18 protein-coding genes and 1 pseudogene are annotated in these 22,667 nt (G+C 38.1%); 3 read left to right on the forward strand and 16 right to left on the reverse strand.

Going from position 1 to position 22,667, the window contains the following annotated elements:
* Positions 1-15: 15 nt before the first annotated feature.
* Positions 16-3,846 (reverse strand): ATP-dependent RNA helicase HrpA, encoded by a 3,831-nt coding sequence (gene hrpA / locus RFH42_RS03370; RefSeq protein ID WP_374990807.1) that lies wholly within the window; start codon positions 3,844-3,846, stop codon positions 16-18.
* A 139-nt stretch (positions 3,847-3,985) separates the two neighbouring features.
* A complete protein-coding gene (glnA, locus tag RFH42_RS03375) occupies positions 3,986-5,401 on the reverse strand; it encodes a type I glutamate--ammonia ligase (RefSeq protein ID WP_308974140.1) in 1,416 nt (471 codons plus the stop codon).
* A 405-nt stretch (positions 5,402-5,806) separates the two neighbouring features.
* Here glnA and RFH42_RS03380 point away from each other — a divergent pair, with 405 nt between their 5' ends.
* Positions 5,807-6,241: a cytidine deaminase family protein gene (locus tag RFH42_RS03380; RefSeq protein WP_308974141.1), complete on the forward strand. Its 435-nt coding sequence runs from the start codon at positions 5,807-5,809 to the stop codon at positions 6,239-6,241.
* Positions 6,242-6,261: 20 nt separating this feature from the next.
* Here RFH42_RS03380 and dusB read toward each other — a convergent pair whose 3' ends face one another.
* From dusB to RFH42_RS03395, 3 genes are all read right to left on the reverse strand, one after another.
* Positions 6,262-7,263 (reverse strand): tRNA dihydrouridine synthase DusB, encoded by a 1,002-nt coding sequence (gene dusB / locus RFH42_RS03385; RefSeq protein ID WP_374990808.1) that lies wholly within the window; start codon positions 7,261-7,263, stop codon positions 6,262-6,264.
* 158 nt (positions 7,264-7,421) lie between these two features.
* Positions 7,422-7,676, reverse strand: a complete 255-nt coding sequence (locus RFH42_RS03390; RefSeq protein WP_308974143.1) for a hypothetical protein — start codon at positions 7,674-7,676, stop codon at positions 7,422-7,424.
* Positions 7,677-7,775: 99 nt separating this feature from the next.
* Complete coding sequence (locus tag RFH42_RS03395; RefSeq protein WP_308974144.1) at positions 7,776-8,738, reverse strand: acyltransferase family protein; 963 nt, start codon at positions 8,736-8,738, stop codon at positions 7,776-7,778.
* Positions 8,739-8,948: 210 nt separating this feature from the next.
* Between RFH42_RS03395 and RFH42_RS03400 the strand changes: the two genes are divergently transcribed.
* Both RFH42_RS03400 and RFH42_RS03405 read left to right on the forward strand, forming a co-directional pair.
* The gene (locus RFH42_RS03400; protein ID WP_308974145.1) at positions 8,949-10,157 is read left to right on the forward strand and encodes a DUF1615 domain-containing protein; all 1,209 of its coding nucleotides are present in this window, start codon (positions 8,949-8,951) and stop codon (positions 10,155-10,157) included.
* On the forward strand, positions 10,124-10,774 hold the full coding sequence (locus tag RFH42_RS03405) for an HAD-IB family phosphatase (protein WP_308974146.1): 651 nt from the start codon (positions 10,124-10,126) through the stop codon (positions 10,772-10,774). The genes RFH42_RS03400 and RFH42_RS03405 overlap by 34 nt, the downstream gene beginning before the upstream one ends.
* 69 nt (positions 10,775-10,843) lie before the next feature.
* On the opposite strand, the gene mdlD is transcribed toward RFH42_RS03405, so the two are convergent.
* The 11 genes and pseudogenes from mdlD to RFH42_RS03460 form a co-directional block, all read right to left on the reverse strand.
* Complete coding sequence (mdlD, locus tag RFH42_RS03410) at positions 10,844-12,154, reverse strand: NAD(P)-dependent benzaldehyde dehydrogenase MdlD (RefSeq protein WP_308974147.1); 1,311 nt, start codon at positions 12,152-12,154, stop codon at positions 10,844-10,846.
* Between the two features lie 19 nt (positions 12,155-12,173).
* Positions 12,174-13,289 carry an NAD(P)-dependent alcohol dehydrogenase gene (locus RFH42_RS03415; RefSeq protein ID WP_065995598.1) on the reverse strand — a complete coding sequence of 372 codons (1,116 nt, stop codon included), beginning with the start codon at positions 13,287-13,289 and terminating at the stop codon, positions 12,174-12,176.
* Between the two features lie 180 nt (positions 13,290-13,469).
* Complete coding sequence (locus tag RFH42_RS03420; protein WP_308974148.1) at positions 13,470-14,474, reverse strand: AraC family transcriptional regulator; 1,005 nt, start codon at positions 14,472-14,474, stop codon at positions 13,470-13,472.
* A gap of 162 nt (positions 14,475-14,636) precedes the next feature.
* The gene (gene proB / locus RFH42_RS03425) at positions 14,637-15,770 is read right to left on the reverse strand and encodes a glutamate 5-kinase (protein ID WP_308974149.1); all 1,134 of its coding nucleotides are present in this window, start codon (positions 15,768-15,770) and stop codon (positions 14,637-14,639) included.
* A 36-nt stretch (positions 15,771-15,806) separates the two neighbouring features.
* Positions 15,807-17,018, reverse strand: a complete 1,212-nt coding sequence (gene cgtA / locus RFH42_RS03430; protein ID WP_308974150.1) for an Obg family GTPase CgtA — start codon at positions 17,016-17,018, stop codon at positions 15,807-15,809.
* A 139-nt stretch (positions 17,019-17,157) separates the two neighbouring features.
* On the reverse strand, positions 17,158-17,532 hold the full coding sequence (locus RFH42_RS03435) for a winged helix-turn-helix transcriptional regulator (protein ID WP_308974151.1): 375 nt from the start codon (positions 17,530-17,532) through the stop codon (positions 17,158-17,160).
* 137 nt (positions 17,533-17,669) lie between these two features.
* A pseudogene (locus tag RFH42_RS03440) lies at positions 17,670-18,350 on the reverse strand (hypothetical protein).
* A 12-nt stretch (positions 18,351-18,362) separates the two neighbouring features.
* Positions 18,363-19,073 carry an MFS transporter gene (locus RFH42_RS03445; RefSeq protein WP_374990809.1) on the reverse strand — a complete coding sequence of 237 codons (711 nt, stop codon included), beginning with the start codon at positions 19,071-19,073 and terminating at the stop codon, positions 18,363-18,365.
* A gap of 406 nt (positions 19,074-19,479) precedes the next feature.
* A complete protein-coding gene (locus RFH42_RS03450; RefSeq protein ID WP_308974153.1) occupies positions 19,480-20,937 on the reverse strand; it encodes a glyceraldehyde-3-phosphate dehydrogenase in 1,458 nt (485 codons plus the stop codon).
* Positions 20,938-21,111: 174 nt separating this feature from the next.
* Positions 21,112-22,032 (reverse strand): EamA family transporter RarD, encoded by a 921-nt coding sequence (gene rarD, locus RFH42_RS03455; protein ID WP_308974154.1) that lies wholly within the window; start codon positions 22,030-22,032, stop codon positions 21,112-21,114.
* 36 nt (positions 22,033-22,068) lie between these two features.
* Entirely contained in the window at positions 22,069-22,629 is a 561-nt protein-coding gene (locus tag RFH42_RS03460; protein ID WP_308974155.1) for a lipocalin family protein, read from the reverse strand.
* Between the last annotated feature and the right edge of the window lie 38 nt (positions 22,630-22,667).

A 22,667-nucleotide genomic window follows, 5' to 3' on the forward strand; every position in this document is an offset into this window, starting at 1 on the left:
AAATTAATGATTTACTTAGCCTAGTGCCAATTCATTCCACACTTTCTGCAACCGTGTTGCTGAAATCGGAATTTTTGTTTTCATTGGCTGTGAAAACAATGAAACTCTGTATTCTTCAACCATACGATACAATGTATCTAAGCGTGAATCACCTTTATACTTAAATAGCTTGTCCATCCAAGTATCAATACTCGCTATCGCGTCTACATCACGATTTAAATTATGATCTAAGCGATCTAAGCGGATCAATAATGCTTTTAAATACCGTGGGAATTCTTGCCAAATTTCGACAGGTTTACTATAAACAAAATCAGATAAACGCATCAAATCTAGTTGATCTTCAATATCATCAATACTTTTTGCAAAAATATTTTGATCCACCTGCAGTAGCTTATGCCTAATTTCTTGCCACTGTATATATATATCAGACATCATGCTCAATGCAACTTGACCATGACTTAGAAAATCTTTTTTGATTTTAACTAATTGTTGATCAAAATCTGCTTTATTAACAGGAAGGTGATCTAGTGACATTTGTAAAGTTGCATAAATCAACATATGTTCGAGTTTGGCTTTTTCACCCAATGGCGAATAAGCCAATGCCATATTTTTGGAAATTTGCTTTTTCAATTGACGGGTTAAATCGCCTAACTGCATATAGACTAAACGAATTATTCCCTCACGATGTTGACGCATAGCTTCAGCCTGATCATTAAACGTCTGAATCACAACACCCGCTATTTTTTGATTATTTTGTTGACTCAATTGTTCAAAACTCGTCACAGGAACTAAGGCTTGATACTGCTGTACCACAACACCTGTAACTTTTTTAGAAGCCTCGAAAATAAACTGTTCAGGGAATTGAGCAAATTCTCCTTGTAACTGTTGAACTGGACTATGTGTTTCAGTCCGACAACGGGCTTTTAACTCAGCCAAATCACGACCACTTTCAACAATACGCCCCTTTTCATCAATCACCTTAATAAAAGGAATCAAATAATCAGGTACTCGCTGAAAAGAAAAATCCTGTGACTTAATCTGCTCACCACGCAATTGAAATGCTAAATAATCAAATAAATGAGCATTTAGATCTTTCTCATTAATATTACGCATCAATTTCATAGCAGTATCTGGGATAGGAACCAGTTGTCTACGTTGCTCTTTACTCAGGGTTTTAAGCAAAGCTTCAATAAGTTCTTGACGCCATCCAGGTATTCCCCATGACCATATGCCCTCATCGACTTGTGCCAATGCCTGTAGAGGAATTTTAACTGACGCACCATCCTCAGCATGGCTCGGATCAAAACGATAACTCGCAGCCAAACGCAATTGACCATTACGTAAATAATCTGGGAAGAGCGCTGTTGTTGGACGATCATTGAGCCAAATACTTTCATCGTCTATAAATAAAAAGCGTGGATCAGTAGCTTCAACCGTTGCTCTCCAGTCTTCAAAACTTCGTCGACTTGCAATATCTGTCGGAACTTTCGCTTGATAGAACTGGTAAATCGTTTCTTCATCTACAACCAAATCACGGCGACGTAATTTATCTTCAACTCGCTCAACTTCTTCAAGTTTAAGTAAATTATGCTTTAAAAATGGAGGAGTAATTCCAAGATGACCTGTTGTTAAACCATCTCTTAAAAAGATTTCATTTGAAGCGGCCTGATCAACTTTCTCATAATTACATAAACGTTTTGGTTCAATAATCAAACCAAATAACGAAATCTGATCATAAGCATTTACTACACCATTTTTCTTTGACCAATGTGGTTCAAAATAATGGTGCTTCAATAAATCAGGTGCTGCTAACAAAATCCATTCAGGTTCAATCTTCGCCAATGTACGTAAATACACTTGTGAAGTTTCCACCATTTCAAACGCCATAACCCACGATGTTTGTGTTTTATGTAACGCTGATGCTGGGAAAATACGTGCTTTTTGTTGACGTACAGCTTGATAGAGATTTTTTTCGTCGGTCTTATTGGCAATAAATGATAAAAGCCCCGTGAGTAATGCACGATGTAAATTTTCATAATTTGCAGGTTTGTCATTTGTAGACAACTTTAGGCTATTGGCCATATCTTGCAATTGTTCGTGGGTTTTTCTCCACTCACGCAAACGTAACCAACTGAGAAAATGCTGACGAGCAAATTGACGACGCTTATTCTCTGTTAAAACTTCACGATTATTTTGTAAGGTTTCCCATAACTTAGTGTAAAACAAGAAATCGGAATCGGCTTGTTTAAACAAAGCATGCTTCTGATCAGCCTGAGTCTGTTTATCTACAGGGCGTTCACGAGGATCTTGTACAGCTAATGCTGCAACAATGATCAGAATTTCTTTCAACACACCAAAATGCGAACCGGCTAAAATCATCCGAGCTAAACGTGGATCAATTGGCATGCGAGCCATCATATCGCCAATTTTAGTAAGTTGATCCTTCTGATCGTTATACGCACCAAGTTCAATGAGCAATTTACGCCCATCGTTAACTAAACGGTGATCTGGTGGTTCGATAAAATCAAACGTTTCTACACTACCTAAGCCCAAATGCTGCATCTGTAAAATCACAGATGCCAAGTTGGTTCGCTTGATCTCAGGTTCTGTAAATTCTGGACGGCTTTGAAAATCCTCTTCACTATAAAGACGAATACAGACCCCAGGCGCAATACGCCCACAACGACCTTTACGTTGATTAGCAGCAGCTTGAGAAACGGCTTCAATTGGCAAGCGCTGTACACGTGAACGATAGTTATAACGCGAAATACGTGCAAAACCACTATCAATCACATAACGAATGTTTGGTACGGTAAGTGCAGTTTCAGCAACGTTTGTTGCAATAATAATCCGCCGCCCGCCTCCAGTCGGATTAAAAATCTTTTGCTGTTCTGCTAAAGCCAAACGTGCATACAAAGGTAAAATTTGTGTGTGACGCGGCCCATACTTCTGTAAGGTTTCTTGTAACTCTCTAATTTCTTGTTCTGTACTTGAAAAAATCAAAATATCGGCATGTTCTGGATGACCTTTTGTTTCAGCATCCTTAAAACATTCCTCTACAGCTTGCACCACTGCACGAGGTAAATTTTCTTCAAAATCATCAAAGTCATCATCATCACTCCCACCAATACTCATTTCAGAAATTGGACGATATAACACTTCAACTGGATAACTTCGCCCTTCAATCTCAAAAATAGGCGCTTGATTAAAGTACGCACTAAATCGATGCACATCGAGTGTTGCAGAAGTAATAATGACTTTTAAATCTGGGCGCTTAGCAACCAATTGTTTGATATAGCCCATGATGAAATCAATATTTAATGAACGTTCATGTGCTTCATCAATAATAATCGTATCGTATTTATTTAAGTAGCGATCATTAGTTAACTCTGCAAGCAAAATCCCGTCTGTCATTAATCGAACAATTGAATCTTGCGAACCTTGCTCAGTAAAACGGACTTTAAAACCAATGGATTCACCCAGTTTTTCCCCAACTTCCTCAGCAATACGTTGTGAAACACTACGTGCTGCTAAACGACGTGGCTGAGTATGTCCAATCATTCCTGTTAGACCACGGCCTGCTAACATTGCAATCTGTGGTAGTTGAGTTGTTTTACCTGAGCCTGTTTCCCCTGCAACAATAATAATTTGATGCTTTTGAATCGCAGCTATAAGTTTATCTGCATGTTGAGTAACAGGAAGATCTTGATTAAGTGTAATTTTAGGAAGACGAGACAAGCGTTGGCGCACTTGTACATTAGATTTTTCAAATAACGCTTGATACTGTTCGAGATTTGCCTGTTTACCTTTTTTCAGCCGATTTAAACGATGACGGTCACGGACCATGACCAATTGATCGACATTTAAATGACTATGCACAGATAATTTATCCCAAAGCAAACAATAGAGCGCGCTATTTTACGCTGTAATGTTCAATAAAGAAAACCCCGGATTAACCGAGGCTTCTTTTCACACCAACAATGGATTACAAGCTGTAATACATATCAAATTCAACGGGGTGAGTCGTTGTATTTAAACGACGTACGTCTTCAGTTTTCAATTCGATGTAAGCATCAAGCATGTCTTTAGTGAATACATCACCTTTGAGCAAGAATTCATGATCTTCTTTCAATGCATCAAGAGCCATTTCTAAGCTATGAGCAACTGTTGGAATTTTTGCTTCTTCTTCCGGTGGAAGATCATACAAGTTCTTATCAGCTGCATCACCAGGATGAATTTTATTTTGAATACCATCAAGACCAGCCATAAGCAGAGCAGCAAATGACAAGTATGGGTTCGCCATTGGATCAGGGAAACGCGCTTCAATACGTTTACCTTTAGGGCTTGAAACGTAAGGAATACGAATAGAAGCAGAACGGTTACGTGCAGAATACGCCAACATAATTGGTGCTTCAAAATGTGGAACCAAACGCTTATATGAGTTTGTTGATGGATTTGTAATCGCATTCAACGCACGTGCGTGTTTAATGATACCGCCAATAAAGTACAGCGCCATTTCTGAAAGACCAGCGTATTCATCACCAGCAAAAAGGTTTTTACCATCTTTAGAAATAGACATATGTACATGCATACCAGAACCGTTGTCACCAACCATTGGTTTAGGCATGAATGTAGCTGTTTTTGCATATTGATGTGCAACGTTCCAAACAGCATATTTGAATTGTTGAACTTCATCTGCTTTACGAACCAAAGTATTGAAGCTAACACCAATTTCTAACTGACAAGATGCAACTTCATGGTGATGTACTTCTACACGACCTGGTCCCATAATTTCTTCAATTTTGGCACACATTTCTGCACGCATATCTTGTGAAGAATCAACAGGTGGTACTGGGAAATATCCACCTTTAACGCGTGGACGATGACCTGAGTTACCTGCTTCATAGTCTTTACCTGTTGACCAAGCAGCTTCTTCTGCGATCAATGTATGACGAGCGCCAGACATATCAATGTCCCATTTCACTTCGTCAAAAACAAAGAATTCTGGTTCAGGACCAAAGAAAGCAGTATCACCAATACCTGTAGATTTTAGATACTCTTCAGCACGACGAGCGATCGAACGTGGATCACGTTCATAACCTTGACCAGTAGATGGCTCGATAACATCACAAGTAACAACGACAGTCGGTTCAGCAAAGAACGGATCTAAGAAACATGAGTCTTCGTCAGGACGTAAAATCATGTCTGATGCTTCAATACCTTTCCAACCCGCAATTGAAGAACCATCAAACATTTTACCGTCTTCAAATGTATCTTCGTCGATTGAGTCAGCAGGATAAGTAACATGTTGTTCTTTCCCTTTAGTGTCAGTAAAGCGAAAATCGACCCATCTTGCGCCACTTTCTTGTATGAGTTGAAGGACTTTATTCGCCATGCTCATTTTGCTCCAATGAAATTTTGTTGCACTTATCAAGTGCGTGTGAGTTATTGATCATATCAATGCAAATCCCGTACCAACTTTCAAAAAAAGTTAAGCTGCTGAATTTCCTCGTAGATCATACAGTAATAACTGCTCTATCGAGACTCATTATACTGTGTGCCAATACAATTGCACCATCTTCACACACTGTTATTTTGAATTGATCTAAAACTATACGAACAAGTACCAAAATGGTGCATAACAAATATGAATTTTTCATTATTTCGCAATTTACTCCAGCATTCTTCGACAGAATTTGTGTTAATTTCCTTATTTATGGCATATTGCTCAGTCAAATGTGCTCAAAAACGTGCCCCTGTAAAATACTTTTAGTCAAAATAACGATTATTTTCATAGGAAAAATAAATGGATAGACTTAAGCAAGTTGATTTCTTAGAACTCCGTTCTGCTGCAACTGCTGTACTTGCTCCAACCGAACTTAACCGCAATGTTGCCTTTGGAAGTGTTGCAGCGGCAATTTTGAGTCAATCTGGTGCAGTCTATACTGGAATTTGTCTTGATACTGCATGTTCATTGGGCTTCTGTGCTGAACATGCAGCAGTTGCTGAAATGCTTAAACACGGCGAGTATCAAATCCGTGCATGTGTTGCCGTCAATCGCTTAGGACAAGCAATTCCACCTTGTGGTCGCTGCCGTGAATTATTAAGTCAACTCAGTCAAGATAACCTAAATGCAGAGATCGAAATCAGCAATGGGCAGATCTTAAGTTTAGAACAATTATTACCTTTTGACTGGAAAACAACGCAACGGCTAAAACCGCAAATGTTAAGCACAGACTAAATCCATTTACGATATCGCACTTAGACATCTAGCAAATTAACATGCTCTGTCTGGACATCACTCATTATCTGTCCTTGCCCTAATAAGTGGTCAAAATACTGTTCCACCACTTGTGCCTGTGCTGCAGTAGTCTCAACTTGATACATCCGTTGCCTAAACTCATTACTACCATGTAAGCCTTTGGTATACCAAGCAATATGTTTACGTGCGATACGGCAACCAGAATATTCACCATAAAACTGATAAAGTTCAGCCAAATGCCCGAGTAACACTTGTTTAACTTCAATAATTTCTGGAGCAGCTAAATGAGTCCCTGTTCTTAAATAATGTGCTATTTCACGAAAAATCCATGGTCGGCCTTGTGCTGCACGACCAATCATTAATGCATCTGCACCAGTTTCACGCAAAACCATTTGTGCCTTTTCAGGGCTATCAATATCACCATTAGCGATCACAGGAATAGTAATATTGGCTTTGACCTGTTTAATCAACTCATAACGCGCCGTATTTAAGTACATGTCTTCCCGAGTTCGACCATGCAAAGCTAAAGCGGCAATGCCGGCTTGCTCTGCACGTTGTGCAACTCTTAAAATATTTTCATGACCATTTAAAAAACCCAATCGAGTTTTTAACGTTACAGGCACATCTACAGCGGCAACTACATGATCTAGTATGCGTGCGACTAAATCTTCATCTTGTAATAAAGCAGAACCTGCTAACTTGGAACAAACCTTTTTCGCAGGGCATCCCATATTAATATCAACAATTTGTGCACCATTTGCTACTTGATAACGCGCAGCCTCTGCCAGATCAATAGGATCTGCCCCTGCGATCTGTGCTGAAATCGGTGCAATTTCACCATCAAAGTTTGCCCGATACAGACTCTTTTTGCTCATTCTTAAGGTTTTGTCTGCTGTCATCATTTCGCTGACGGCATGTCCTGCACCAAAATATTTACATAAGGTACGAAAAGGGCGATCTGTTACTCCTGCCATAGGGGCAACCCAGATTTTTTGATCTATAGGACGATCAAATAAACCTTGAATAACCTGATGCTGACTCAATGGATGAACCTCGTTGATGCGTTAAATTTACAGCGGCTAGTTTAGGGATTTTCCTTTTAAATTTCCATTAGATTAAAAAAGCCTGCGATTGCAGGCTTTTATTTGCTTTATTTTTATTAGGTTGATGGTTTATCTATAGTAGCAATTGCTTGGTTATCTGCTTTTTCTTCAGTTGCAGGTGTTTCTGCTACTGACGTACTTGTTTCTGTTGATGGTGCTGCAACTGGTTCAACTGGTACAGCATTGCTTACTTCTGCTGGCACATCAGAAGCTGTTGAAGCCGGTACTTCCTCTTTCTTTTTAGAACATCCAACAAAAGCCAAAGCTGCTGTAGCCAATACAACAATTGAAACTGTTTTAAAGTTAAGCATTTTTAATCCAAACCAATATAAATGATTGAGAATAGTACTGATAAAATATGAAAGATTAATGAAAGCTATAATCACAACATATTAAGTACTAGCTCCAAGCTACGTTGATTTATTCCAGTGAAACAACTTTGTTATTTTATCAATCATATGACTAAAAATATGCTGTTGAAATAAATAACATGTCACCACACTCAAAAGAAAACAAAGCAGAATTTTTAGCTCAAAAGACCCTGGTAAACTTAGGCTATTTGCTATGATGATCACAACAAACCCATGTAGCAAATAGACTGCCAATGTATTCTGACCGAGCTGTAACATATATTTAGACTCTGTATTTGGTACTAAGGCCAATAAAGCCAAACAGCCAATAGTCGATAATAACATCAAGCCTACTCGCATCCCGACTGCTGTTAATCCATAAACATGAAGTTGATTAAAACTATAACTTCCATAGAGCCAAGCTGAAGAAATAGGAAAAAATGCAAAAATTAGAGCTATTACACATATAACAATAAAACCCAATATATTAAGTTTAGGATTTCGTTTTAACCATCCAAGCAAATCTTTTCCATACAAATGCCCGAGAACAAAAAATGGAAGAAAAGTAAAAACTCGTCCAATGGATAATATGTAGTTATTAATAGGTGAAAAGCCAACCAAGACGGCCAATAACATTGAAACAAAAAGTGGATACTTAGTTTTTAAAATAACAGGAAGTAGTAATGACCAGCAAATCATGCCAAACAAATACCATAGAATCCAATAGGGTTGATACCACCATGCTGTACTCCACTGGCCCGTGAATGCATAATTAAACAATAAATAGAAAAGTTGGAATGGGATTAAAAGTGATAAGAAATAAATTATCTTATCTACAATATTTTTATTCTTAAACAACATCCCTGAAATAAATATAAAAGCAGGCATATGAATTGCATAAATAGTTGTTAATAAAATACGACTCTCATCAATCCCCCAACCGACTAAACGTTCTAGAAAATGTCCCCAAACAACGAGAAAAATTAATACGCCCTTACTACGATCGATAAGTGGATCTCGCATGACAAACTCAGTATTAAAGAAAACTATTTTGCTGAAAGTCTGCAATAACTCAGTAAGATTATCAATCAACTCAGCAAGAGATATTCATTATAATCAATTCTCTTTTCTTATATTAATAACCATAAAATACATTTTAAGCCTAACAATTCGCCAAAGATTGCGTATACTAATCAGGTATATTTCCTTTATTCTTGAGCGCTCTTCGTTCATATGAAAACACATCATCATCTCCGTAATGTCATTCAGTTGACCACGATTATTGGTCTCGCTTTCACTTTATCTGCTTGTGGCAAAGGTGGTTGGTGGTCCAATGATGAAACGAAGTCTCTTAATGAAGATCAAATTAGAAAATTAATCCCAGCACGTGTCAATGATCGTGCCTCATGGGCGAAAGATATAGCCAGTATTACAAACACGCTTAAAATTGAAAACAGTAAAGAAAATATCTGTAGCATCATTGCCATCGTTGATCAAGAATCGAACTTCGTTGCCAATCCGAACGTGCCTGGTCTTGGACAAAAGGCCGTCAAAGAGGTCAGTAACCGTTTACAAGAAAAATTTGAAGATAAACTCGGTGAAACATTAGGTGGCCCTTTAGCAAATTATTTTAACGATGTGCTGCGTACGCAACCCTCTGTTGAAGATAATTACTTAAAACAAATGAGCAAGGTCAAAAATGAACAACAACTTGATGTATTGTATCGAGAAATTTTTGAATACATGTCTCAGCACTACCATGTCAGTGCATTAACAGGCGCAGCAAAGCTTGTTGGTCAAGATTTAGCAGAAAAAATGAATCCAATCACCACATTGGGTTCAATGCAGGTGCATATTAATTATGCAAAAGAGCATAAACGCAACTCTATGAATAATAATGAGTTACGGGATGATTTATATACCCAATACGGTGGTTTGTATTATGGTATTCACCGCTTGATGCTCTACCCTGCTGCATATGACAAAGCAATTTATCGTTTCGCTGACTACAACTCAGGAATGTATTCAAGCCGCAATGCTGCAGTACAAAAAATGGTGGAGAAACTTACAGGTATTGATTTGAGTTTGGATGGTGACTTACTCTCGTATGACAAAAATGCTAAGCCTTTAATCGCTGCAACATCATCAGAAAAGGCCATCAACACACTTTTTATCACCAATAAAGTGCTTATTACACCACGTCAGATACGTAATGACCTAAAAGATGAGAAAAGTGCTGACTTTGAAAAAACACAAACATATCTTGCCATTTCCAAACTCTATCAAGAGAAAACAGGAAAAAATCCAATTTATGCCATCATGCCTGAAGTTGTAATTTCAGGACCAAAACTGAGCCGCGATTATAACACCAATTGGTATGCAAGCCGGGTAAATGGACGATTTGAAACATGTATGCAACGCGCAAAACATATAAAAATTTAGCCCTATTTGACTTTGATGGTACCTTATACCCAGGTGATAGTTTCACTGGTTTTATTTTTTATACGCGCAGTAAACGACATATTATTAAAAATGGCTTGAAAATATTACCTTGGATTCAAGCCTATTATTTAAAACTATATCCTGCTCGATCAATGCGACCAAAACTATTTTCAGCCATATTTAGTCAAACCACACTGAGTGAGTTAACACCGATTATTCCAGATTATGCCCAGTACCTCATTTCAAGACTAGATGAAAAAATGTACCAACAACTCTTAAAACACCAACAGCACGGTGACGATGTTGTGTTGGTATCAGCATCTATAGATCTTTACTTAGAAACTGTCTGTCAATTACTCAACATAGACCTGATTTGTAGTGAAACTGAGCGTATTGGACACACACTCACTGGAAAATATAACACTCCTGATTGTAGTGAAGCACAGAAATCTTTACGTATTCAAGAACGTTATTCTCTTGAAAAGTACCAATATATCTATGCTTATGGTAATAGCGAGGAAGACCGCGCCATGTTAGAGCTCGCTGATTTCCCCTATATGGTTGGCACTGATAAACAGCTCCCTACAGTACAGTCCAAAATAAAAAGAGGTGCATGATCTATATCACACACCCCTTTCTTTCATCTCTAACTCATCAAATTCAATAATCACTTTTAGGATAAAGTTTTATTCATAGACAACGACTGATTTTTTATAAGTAAAAGCAAGATAACCATAATACCCATGATAATCACCAATACCTGAAAGACCGCTACCACCAAATGGTAAATAAGGCGAAAATGCCTGTAGCATTACACCATTTACAATGACATCACCTGCAGGAATTTTGGATAAAACCTGACGTGCTTGATCTGTATTTTTACTAAAAACATAAGCAGCTAAAGGTTTTGGATGATTAAAATTAATCGCTTCTATTGCTAAATTGATATCACTAAAGCTCAATACAGGTAAAATTGGCCCAAAGAGTTCTTGCTGCATTAAAGCATCATTCCAATCCACCTGATCCACTACCGTCGCTTGAAAATAACGTTGTTCAACATCATACGCCCCACCAAAAGCAACCTCACCACCTGTATGTTCTAGCATATCTGCAAGACGTTGAATTTGCTGACTACTAATGACCTTGCCATTAGAATCTACATCGGGAAAATCAGTTTTCAGTTTTGCTATTAATTTATCTAGTAAATCTTTCTTTATGCTCTCATGTACCATCAAATAATCTGGCGCTACACAAGTTTGACCACTATTCGCACATTTACCAAAAACCAATTGAGCAACAGTCTGATCTAAATCTGCATCAGGCATAACAATGAACGGACTTTTACCACCTAACTCTAAAATACAGGGTGTTAGGTTTTTAGCCGCCGCTTGCATGACGAGTTTTCCAACAGTTGTACTACCTGTAAAGAAAATTAAATCAAAATTGAGTGATAATAAAAATTCATTTTCTTCACGTGCCCCCTGCACAACAGCAACGTGTTCGGGAGCAAATGTGGCCGCAACAATCTCTGCAATTAAAATCGAAGTTGCTGGTGTATTTTCTGAGGGTTTAATAATCGCAGTATTTCCTGCGCAAATAGCTGCAACCAAAGGTGCAAAAGCCAAATTAACAGGATAGTTAAATGGACAAACGATATACGTAACACCATAAGCCTCATGTTCAACAAAACATTGAGCAGGCTCTAGCAACGCATAAGTCGGTACTTTCTCTGCTTGTACCCATTGGTCGATATGATCTAAAGCAAAATCAACCTCTGTTACCACTTCACCAATTTCAGCCAAATCTACAAACGCCTTGCTTTTACCCAAATCCTGCGCTAAAGCAACATAGATTTGTTCCTTAAAAGACAAAACAGCATCTTTCAATTTGTGTAATTGTGCTTTCTTAAATGCCAAATCTTTTGTTGCACCACTCGCAAAAAAGGCTTTTTGCTGATTAAAAATAGACTGTATTGTTTTTTGATCTGTGAATTTCATTCTATCTACATCCTGTAAATTAAATATGATAATTTTTATCAACCACCAAAACTGGTTTAATGGTTTTGCCAGAGAGTGAATCTGCTGAGGCCTGATTAATATCCTCAAAATCATATAACTGAATTAAACGATCAAAAGGGAACAGTCCATTTTTATAATATTCAATCATTTTAGGAATACTCAGCTGTGGGACTGTTGCCCCCATTAATACACCAATCATTTTTTTGCTTGAGAGTGCTAAGTCTGTCAGGGTATTCAAAGTAATATTTTGATTAGTCACTGCAATTGGCGCAGCTACGCCACGAATTGCCAAAACATCCAGTGAAAGCTTCATTACCGACTCTACACCAGTGGTATCAACAGAATAGTTCACACCAACTTGATTGGTAATCTCTCGAATTTTCTCTAGCACATCTGTCGATTTACTATTAATAATATGTGTCGCACCAAGCTCTTTGGCCAAAGTTAAACGCGCATCATGTATATCCACTGCAATAATGGTTGTACAGCCACTAATTTTTGCAGCCATCATTGCAGCTAAGCCTACTGCACCTGTTCCAAAAATCACAATGCTCGAACCAGGTTTCACCGCTAATCCATTGACTACAGTTCCAACACCTGTCATTAACCCACAAGCCAAAGGTGCAACCAAACGCAGGTCAACATCTTTATCAACTTGAGTGATATTCGTTGCTTTTACATTGATGTGACTTGCAAATGAAGATTGATGAAAAAAGTTTCGTACAACTTCACCATTGTCACGGGTGAAAAATGGAGTGCCATCGGGATGAAGCTCTCCCCAATTTAGCGCAAGCCAATCTGTACAGGCAGCAGGAATTCCTTCTAGGCAATGATGACAATGGCTACAATATGCGTAAGCCAACACCACATGATCACCTTCTTGAACGTTGCTTACACCAGCACCAACTTTTTCTACAATACCAGCACCCTCATGCCCCAATACTCCAGGAAACTCATAAGCAGCATGCCCTAGACGCAAGGCATCATCTGAATGACAAATTCCTGTTGCCACAATTCGTACACGAACTTCATCGTCTTTTAACTCGGCAAGATTAAGGGTTTCAAAGGTATAAGGTTGATTTACACCATTTACTACAGCGGCTTTTACTTTCATTGTGCATATTCCATTTGCTTATATTTAAAAATTCGTAGTACACAACACACTGTAAACTCCAATGCTAAGCCATGGATTACATAAACATTGTGCTGTACTACAACTTCGATTTTAAACACAGCAAATTCACATCGGTTACCGAAAATAGGCAAACAATGTCAATATTCGGCAATAAAGCTGTCAATTCCTTTTAATGGTCGTTGAGGGTAACTCACCATATTTTTGTTTATATTGTTTAGCAAAGTCACCTAAGTTTATATATCCGCACGCATAAGCAATATCCATTACATTACTTGCAGCATCCGCAGCCAACAATCTTGCTCGCACCTGCTCCAATCTAACTTTTCTCAACATTTGCCCAACAGTCATTTGTTGATGTCGTTTAAATGTTGATGAAAGTGTTCGAATACTCACACCTACAGCCTGTGCAATCTCTACGATGGTTGGACTATATTGGTAATTTGCATAGATATATTCTACTGCTCGCTTAATATGATGAGGTGCAACATCAATCGGCTGATTGAGGTCTATATTCTCTCGGCGTGCCCATGCATTAATAATATGTAGCCCCATCATTTGCTGTAAATGTTGACCTGCTTTTAGTGCCAAAGCCTGTTCAGGAATTTCTTTTAAACAATGATAAACATAGTGTAGTAAGGCCATCCAACTTGCTTGATCTCCATCAAAGCGGCTACGAGACTGCCATAGACTCAAAGGTGCATCATGCCCAAAATTGGCAATAGTAAGTTCCTGTAGAGCATGTTTTGGAATACTTAAATTAAGCTGGATATTATCTTCACTACATAAAAAAGCATAATCATCTGGATAACTCGAATCCATAATATAAGATTGGTTTAGACCTGTAACAATACTTCTCGTCTTATCAATCTTATGTCGTGCATGACCATGAATTGTCGTTAATAATAATACTCTCGAACAATTTTCAGAAAATTTTGATATTTCAACAGGTATGCCATAAGTAAATCGAGTCAATATAAATTGACCAATATTAATACGTGACATATAGGCTGTAGGATCATAAATCTCACCTGTTGGCCTTACTTGAAATGGTAAATAAACTTGATCAGACCAATTTTGAATCAGCCCCCAATCTTGCTCAAAACTCATTTGTTTTTGGAAAAGACTATTTTCTACACCTTGATCTAAATAGTATTTAATCGACATCAAAAACACTCCATGTTCTCTATGATGCAATTAGCTTTTAAATAAACTGACTTTTTTCACAGCATACAGAATGAATCTTTCCTTACAATTTTTCAAGTCCCTAAAAAAAACCTCGTAATAAATTACGAGGTTGAATACATCATTTAAAATTGAAGACGATCATTAATAAATCGCCATGTGATCGCGATGGATCATTTCCAATGAGCGAGATTCGCCGAGGACTTGATACACTTTATCTGATGCAAGACCTTTGACTAATTCTGCGGAACGGGAACTAAAGTTTACTCGACCAACAGCAACACGTTTGCCATTAACATCAACACACTCCACCACATCTCCACGCTCAAAATAGCCTTCAATTGCTTTTACCCCAACAGGCAATAAACTACGATGCTGTTTTTTAATCGCTTGTACAGCACCATCGTCAATAACTAAACGACCTGCTGTTTGTAAATGTGCGGCTAACCATTGCTGACGAGCAGTAATACGATCATTGTCAGCAACAAACAAAGTACCTAGCATTTCACCAGCCATAAGGCGTGATAAAACACCATCACTTTCACCACTTGCAATCAAAGTCGGACAACCTGACTTCGCGGCTAAACGTGCTGCACGAACTTTAGTTAACATACCACCGCTGCCTAAAGCACCACTACCACCAGCCATTTCAAACAGGCCATCATCTAGTGCACGCACAGTTGAAAGTAATACTGCATCAGGGTTACTGCGGGGGTCAGAGTCAAACATGCCCTGTTGATCCGTCAATATAATCAATAAATCAGCATGAACTTGCCCTGCAACCATTGCAGCTAATGTATCGTTATCACCAAAACGAATCTCATTAGTTGAGACCGTATCATTTTCATTGATGACTGGAATAACACGCCACTCTAATAACTGCTGCATTGCATCACAAGAATTAAGATAACGACGACGATCACTAAGATCGTCATGCGTAAGTAATACTTGTGCTGTTCCAACATGATGTCGATCAAGTACACTTGACCAAGTCTGAATCAAACCCATCTGACCAATGGCAGCACAGGCTTGTAAACTGGGTAAATCAGTGGGTCGACTTGACAACTTCATCCGCACCATCCCCTCTGCTACAGCACCAGATGATACTAAAATCATCTCGTGACCAGCTTGATGTAGATCTACAATTTGCTTCGCCCAGTGCGAAATCGCCTCAAGATCTAAACCAGCACCATTTGCTGTAAGTAGAGAAGATCCGATTTTGACAACGATACGTTTACACGCCTTAAGTTGACGTTGTCCATCTACCACTTCTATCATGATTTTCCTCAGCTCTCATTCTCGTACAGATTAAAATTAACGTACGTAGAATACTTCCATTTCGCCATCATCTTCATCATCAAAGTCATCATCGTCATCCATGTCACCTTCACGTTGTGCACGGCGCATAGCACGATAAGCTTCTTTTGCTGCGATGGTCTGTTCACGTGTCTCAGCTTCTAACTGCTCACGGAATTCTCTAATTTGTGCTGCATATTCTGGATCTTCAAGCTCACGTTCACGCTGTTGCTCAATCTGATCCATTAAATAATACACTACAGGTTTAGTTCCTTGTTCCAATAAACCCGAAGTTTTAAATACAGGACCTGTCCACTCTAATTCTTCAAGAATATGTTGACACCACTCTTCCCGTGTATCTTCGCTCAATTGGTCAAGTTTGTTTAGCACCAGCACAACAGGCAATTTTGCTAAAGTTGGTGAAAACTTTTGCAGTTCTTGCATAATTGCCTTCGCATTGTATGCAGGATCAGAACCATCAATCGGCTCAACATCGACAATGTGTAACAAAATACGAGTACGTGCCAAATGCTTTAAGAAACGAATACCAAGACCAGCACCCTCTGCAGCACCTTCAATTAAACCAGGAATGTCTGCCATCACAAATGAACGATGACTATCTGCATCTACCACACCAAGGTTAGGTACCATCGTTGTAAATGGATAATCAGCAACTTTGGGTTTCGCAGCAGAAACTGCACGAATGAAAGTCGATTTTCCAGCATTCGGCATGCCTAACAAACCAACATCTGCCAATACCTTAAGCTCTAAACGAATCTCACGAATTTCACCTTTAATCCCGTGAGTACACTTACGTGGCGCACGGTTTGTTGATGATTTAAAATGAGTATTACCTAAACCACCATCACCACCAGTCGCAACCATGACTTTCTGGCCATGTGCAACCAAATCACCAATAATATCGCCAGAATCTGTATCTACAATTGTTGTACCTACAGGTACCTTCAATACAACTGACTCTCCACCTCGGCCTGCACAGTTTGCACCAGAACCATTTTTACCACGTTCTGCACGAAAACGACGGGTATAACGGTAATCAACTAGCGTACCTGTATTTTCATCTGCTTCAACAAAAACACTTCCACCACGACCACCATCGCCACCATCTGGACCACCGAAAGGGACAAATTTTTCACGGCGAAAACTGGCTACGCCATTGCCACCGTCGCCAGCCTCTACAGTAATGACTGCCTCATCAACAAAGCGCATGCTGCCAATCCTCTAAAATCTTTGAAACCGCATATTTTGCCATATTTTGTAAAATTTCTCGAATAATATTATGGCTTATATGATTTTTTTTCATAACATCTGAGATAGGAAGCCTAGAACAAGGTCATACAACATCATTTTATCTTGCACATGAGGTTTGTTGTGCAACCAATTCTGGTAGATTACGCTCAATCCATACAATTAAGGCATTCACTTTTTCTGCTGCTTGAGCACCCGTAATACTTAATTGATATTCAACACGTGGGGGAACTTCAGGATACACTGTACGTAATACAAAGCCATCTCGTTCCAGCGTTTTTAATGTCTGCGCCAACATTTTTTCACTAATACCATCGATACGCTTAAACAGGCTATTAAAACGATGCACCCCTTCACTCAGGCAACGTAATATTAATACAGACCACTTATTAGTAAGATGTTCTAAGATTTCTCTTGAAGGACATTGACTTGATAAAACCTGACCAATGATCGCACTACTGGCATAGAGACTCATAATTGCTCCAAATGCAATTTGCTTACGATAAGATATAAACTTACACAATGATAGCATCAGGTATAAATCATAGCACTCTGCTGATAAAATAAACAATATTATTTATATCAGCAGATCGGACAGATCTCAATTTAGGTTTAAGGATGAACATTCTTTAACGGTAACTCAATATTCATTTCTAAATTTGCTGTAGAGTCCCGTTCTATATTTTGCATAGTTGCAGAAAAATCAGCGAGCCTTTTCATTGTCATTGGATCATCAATGCTCATAGTTGGTGTTAATTTATGCTTAATTGGAACATTTAAAACCTCATCAAATACAAAATAGGTTTTCCCATCAAACATAATTTTAATTGGAACAACATAACTTCGTTTTAAATGAAACGGCACATCTAACTGAATGGGGATATCTACCTTAAGAGGAAATCGAGGTAAATATTTTTTTTGATAAACCAAATCGGTCGTTGCATCTAATGGCAAGATCGTATTAATTTTTACCGTAGTCTGATAATCAATATTGACCTTTACAGGTGTCTCAACCACGAACTTCAAATTTGCAGGATAGCGCCCCTTTAATGGCAAATCCAACCGTTGATCCATATTAATAATCGTATTTAATTTACCCTTAGCTTTAGTCTCCAAATAATTAGATACATGGATTTTTGTTTCCAAACGGTCAGACAATTATATTTTTGCCTTTTGGGCAGTGACATACATAGATGCCTGTACATTCAAATACAACCAAAATAATGCAGCAATTAACATCATCAATATGACAAAGCAGATGAGCCAAGGAAATACCGAGCGAAAAGTTTTCATCGCATTCCCTCCTTAAGGCTGAGTCGTTGCAACAGGATGACTCACAGGCGCACTCATAGGATCACGTAATAACTTGACACTATTTAGTGGAATTTTAAGATTACCTTGTTGAATCTTAACAGGTAAGACGTTTTCTACATTCACAGTCGCATTGAGTGGTGTTTTTACTGGTACATTTAAACGCCCATTAATTGGAATTTGTGTATCTAAGGTGGTAACCAAAGGTACGCGTAAACTCTCTTTCAAATCAGTTCTAACTTTGCTGTCAAACTTTAAATGCACTGCTTGATCTAAAGGCACTTGTAATTCAATAGGTACATCCATTTTAATTGGAATGACACCTTTTAAAGGAAAGCTTAGATCCTTACCAAAAACATTTACCTTCACTTTGGTATCAATCGGCATATCTTGTTCGACTTTTAATACCTCTTTCACTGGAATTGTTGTTTTAATTGGGACCATATTATCAAAATAGACATGTGGCATAAGTGTTTGATTAACTGGAATAGTCAATTGCTCATTGATTGGAATGACTGCTTGCACATTTCCTGTTACATCAACATCTAAAGCATCATGTATTGTGACTTTTGCTTTTAATGCCTCTTGCAATTCAATGTTTACTGCCTGATTTTCAAGAGGAATATAAATATTAAAATGCTTGAATACCCAAATCGCAATAAGAACGCCGCAAACAGCGGCAACGATCAGAAAACCCAATATCATTATTAGTTTTTTAATTTTCAACGCTCTATCCTTAAAACGCTTATCTATTTTCTTGAGTGTAACTGTTTTTTTTGTGATTGGATTTGCACATTTTTCAACAATGCCGTTACAACGGTCAATAGAGCATCATCAAAATTTTAGCCAACAATGAAAAAATTAATATATTTCAATTTATTATAAAATATAGCCAACGAAGTTAGGCCTAAAAAATTCATCTGATTATTTATATATTTTCTAAAATTTTTACTTTAAATGTGATTTTAATTATTTCTCTTACAACTTGCATTGCAATACAAATAAAGTGATTAAATGAATAAATTCAACACTAAGCTCCTCAAACGTAATGATTTTTCAAACAAAAAAAAGGGTTTCAATGAAACCCTTTTTTCGTTTTACAAATTAGTCATTAAGCATTTTTTTCAGCAGGAACTTTTGCGTATTTAACACCACACATTTGTTCAGCAATACGTAATACTTGACAGCTATAACCTACTTCATTGTCATACCAAACATATGCAGTTAAACGTGTACCAGCTGCAATTGTAGCTTGAGCATCAAAAACACCCGCAGTACGTGAACCAATAAAGTCACTAGAAACAACTTCAGTTGAGTTGGTATAACCAATCTGACCTTGTAGGTTAGAGTTGATCGAGATTTGACGAATATACTCGTTCACTTCTTCGCGATCTGCAGCTTTCTCAAGTGTTAAGTTTAAGATAGCTAAAGAAACGTTTGGTGTAGGTACACGTACAGAGTTACCTGTTAGCTTACCTTGTAATGCAGGCAATGCTTTTGCAACGGCTTTTGCAGCACCTGTTTCAGTGATCACCATATTCAATGTTGCAGCACGGCCACGACGGTCAGCTTTATGATAGTTATCAATTAAGTTTTGATCGTTAGTGAATGAATGTACTGTTTCAACATGACCATTAATTACAGTGTATTTGTCATGAAGAACTTTCAATACTGGTGTAATTGCGTTTGTTGTGCAGCTTGCAGCAGAAATGATTTTGTCTTCATCAACGATATCTGCTTGGTTTACACCAAATACAACGTTCTTCATGTCACCTTTACCAGGTGCAGTCAATACAACACGTGCAACGCCTGGGCATTTCAAGTGTTGGCTTAGACCTTCAGCATCACGCCATTTACCAGTGTTATCAATCACAAGCGCATTTTCAATACCATACTCAGTATAATCAACTTCGCTAGGGTTAGATGCATAAATCACTTTGATGAAGTTACCATTTGCAATAATAGCTTCATTCTCTTCATCTACAGAAATAGTTCCTGCAAAAGTACCATGAATAGAATCACGGCGTAAAAGTGAAGCACGTTTTGCTAAATCGCCATCAGATGATTTACGTACAACAATTGCTTTTAAGCTCAAGCCACGACCTAGACCAGATTGACTGATCATTAAACGCGCTAAGATACGACCAATACGACCAAAACCATAAAGTACAACGTCTTTTGGAGTTTCAACAGTTGCATTGCCTTTTAAACCAGCAACAGCTGCTGCAACAAATGCGTCAATATCGCCACCTTGCTGCTTATACTCTACTGCAAGTTTACCGATATCTACTTCTGCAGTACCCATATCTTCAACTTTCATCAATGCTTCAAGAATTGGGAAAGTATTTACAACTGACAGTTCAACATCCAATACACGGGTACGACGGTGTGTTTTTAAAATTTGAATAACAGAACGGTTAATCAAAGAGCGACCGTAAACAGATACCACAACATTTTTTTCGCGGTAAAGTTGGCCAATTAAGGCAATCATACGTTCCGCGATTTCTTCACGGTTTTTCCAACGACCTTGGTGCTCTGCGTGTAAGGCGATGATAGTGTCTTTGCTCACAGATACGTCCTCTAATAAATATCTATATAGACTTGAAATTTAAATCGCCACAATTGTAATGTAAAACGCACCAAGATTGAATCAAAAGCTGACCAGCAAAGCTATTTTTAAACAAAAAGCCCTTTAAATACTGCTTTTTAGAGCTCATTTTTTTGATAAATATGTTTATTTATTTTACTGATCTATGTTTTGTATCCGTTTTTTCAACCGTTGCGCCTGTTTACGTTGTTGGTAAATATGCCAAGAACCTTCAAGTACCAACACCAGTACAGCGGCCCAAATCGCAATATATGTCCACCATTCGGAAGCTTCTATACTTTCCCCCAGCAACATTGATACTAAAGCCAAAAGTACAGGTTCCAGATAACTTAATAAACCAAATAAGATCAGAGGCAAATAACGACTCGCTAAAATATAACTTCCCAGCCCAATCGAACTTAGTAATCCTAAACCCAGTACAATAAGCAGCGTTATTGGATCAAATAAAATTTGAACCCAAATTTGTGGTTGCGTATCAATAAAATAAATTGCAACAGGAAGACATAGTAATAAGTCCCACCAAAACCCGCCCAGATGATCTGTTGCTAGCTTTTTTCTGAGTAAAAAATAGAGTGCATAACCCACAGCAACAACAATAGTTTCCCAAGCAATTCCACCCTGTCGCCATATCGCTAAAGCTACGCCAAATGCAGCCAATATCACAGAGAGAAGCTGAAACTTTGATAGTTTTTCTTTAAAAAACACACAGCCAAAAAGAACCAAGACCATAGGTAATAAGAAATAACCTAAAGAGACCTGTAAACCTCGACCATGAATGGGGCCCCATAAAAACAACCAAAGTTGTAATGAAGATAGGGCTGAAGTCAGTAATAGCCCCAAAAGCAATATAGGTTTTTTACAAATCCTGCGATAAATCACAGCTATATTGCCAATTTCACCAGTAAAATACATAAATGCAGTAAGAAATGGCAAGGTTGCTAATATACGCCAACCAAATGTCTGTTCACTATCAAACATACCCAATAATTGAGTATAAAAATACAATACCCCAAAGGTTACTGAAGCCAATACAGAGAGCACAATCCCTTTAAACACAGCTAATACGCTCCTGCTCTAACTGTCTGATTTTTACTACTGATGTGTTGTGTATATCACATCTTCCACTTTATAACCCAAGTTTTTGGCGTAATTTAAATACTGTTGGATCAGTGCTTGGTTTGGATGTGGTTGCCGTGATAATAACCATAAGGCTTGTCTATTTGGTTCACCAATCAAAGCCATTTGATATTGGTCATCTAGCTTTAAAATCCAATAATCATTTTGTGCCAAAGGTAACCAACGGATCGCTTCTGGCATAAAACTCAGTTTAAATTTGCTATAGCGTGGTGCATTTACTGGATAGGCTTCACCAACCAAAGTCAATGGTTTAGCATCTTGATCTAAACATTGCCGTTCAGCCAACAAATGACCGTATTCATTTAATGTATAGGTTGATGTAATATCTCGACTACAACGTTTCTCCGTTGAACTTGGCTTGCTTAAAATTTCATACCAAACCCCAAGAAACTTATCGATTTCAACTTTCTCTACCGCAGATAAATCCGCAGCTTGAGTGGAGAGAGAAAACGCGCACACTCCACATACAGTCAACACAGTATTCGTCAGCCATTGCTTGATCATCACATTATTCATGGTGATTCCTGTGGTTTTTCTTATTTTTAAAGTCTAGA

The organism is Acinetobacter rudis, assembly GCF_031157835.1.
Classification (GTDB): Bacteria; Pseudomonadota; Gammaproteobacteria; order Pseudomonadales; family Moraxellaceae; genus Acinetobacter; species Acinetobacter rudis_A.

What these genes read in the sequence shown, in the direction of transcription:
- hrpA (WP_374990807.1), bottom strand. Translation starts at nt 3,846, where the DNA reads ATGGTCCGTGACCGTCATCGTTTAAATCGGCTGAAAAAAGGTAAACAG.
- glnA (WP_308974140.1), bottom strand. Translation starts at nt 5,401, where the DNA reads ATGAGCATGGCGAATAAAGTCCTTCAACTCATACAAGAAAGTGGCGCA.
- RFH42_RS03380 (WP_308974141.1), top strand. Translation starts at nt 5,807, where the DNA reads ATGGATAGACTTAAGCAAGTTGATTTCTTAGAACTCCGTTCTGCTGCA.
- RFH42_RS03390 (WP_308974143.1), bottom strand. Translation starts at nt 7,676, where the DNA reads ATGCTTAACTTTAAAACAGTTTCAATTGTTGTATTGGCTACAGCAGCT.
- RFH42_RS03395 (WP_308974144.1), bottom strand. Translation starts at nt 8,738, where the DNA reads ATGCGAGATCCACTTATCGATCGTAGTAAGGGCGTATTAATTTTTCTC.
- RFH42_RS03400 (WP_308974145.1), top strand. Translation starts at nt 8,949, where the DNA reads ATGAAAACACATCATCATCTCCGTAATGTCATTCAGTTGACCACGATT.
- RFH42_RS03405 (WP_308974146.1), top strand. Translation starts at nt 10,124, where the DNA reads ATGTATGCAACGCGCAAAACATATAAAAATTTAGCCCTATTTGACTTT.
- mdlD (WP_308974147.1), bottom strand. Translation starts at nt 12,154, where the DNA reads ATGAAATTCACAGATCAAAAAACAATACAGTCTATTTTTAATCAGCAA.
- RFH42_RS03415 (WP_065995598.1), bottom strand. Translation starts at nt 13,289, where the DNA reads ATGAAAGTAAAAGCCGCTGTAGTAAATGGTGTAAATCAACCTTATACC.
- RFH42_RS03420 (WP_308974148.1), bottom strand. Translation starts at nt 14,474, where the DNA reads ATGTCGATTAAATACTATTTAGATCAAGGTGTAGAAAATAGTCTTTTC.
- proB (WP_308974149.1), bottom strand. Translation starts at nt 15,770, where the DNA reads ATGATAGAAGTGGTAGATGGACAACGTCAACTTAAGGCGTGTAAACGT.
- cgtA (WP_308974150.1), bottom strand. Translation starts at nt 17,018, where the DNA reads ATGCGCTTTGTTGATGAGGCAGTCATTACTGTAGAGGCTGGCGACGGT.
- RFH42_RS03435 (WP_308974151.1), bottom strand. Translation starts at nt 17,532, where the DNA reads ATGAGTCTCTATGCCAGTAGTGCGATCATTGGTCAGGTTTTATCAAGT.
- RFH42_RS03445 (WP_374990809.1), bottom strand. Translation starts at nt 19,073, where the DNA reads ATGATATTGGGTTTTCTGATCGTTGCCGCTGTTTGCGGCGTTCTTATT.
- RFH42_RS03460 (WP_308974155.1), bottom strand. Translation starts at nt 22,629, where the DNA reads ATGAATAATGTGATGATCAAGCAATGGCTGACGAATACTGTGTTGACT.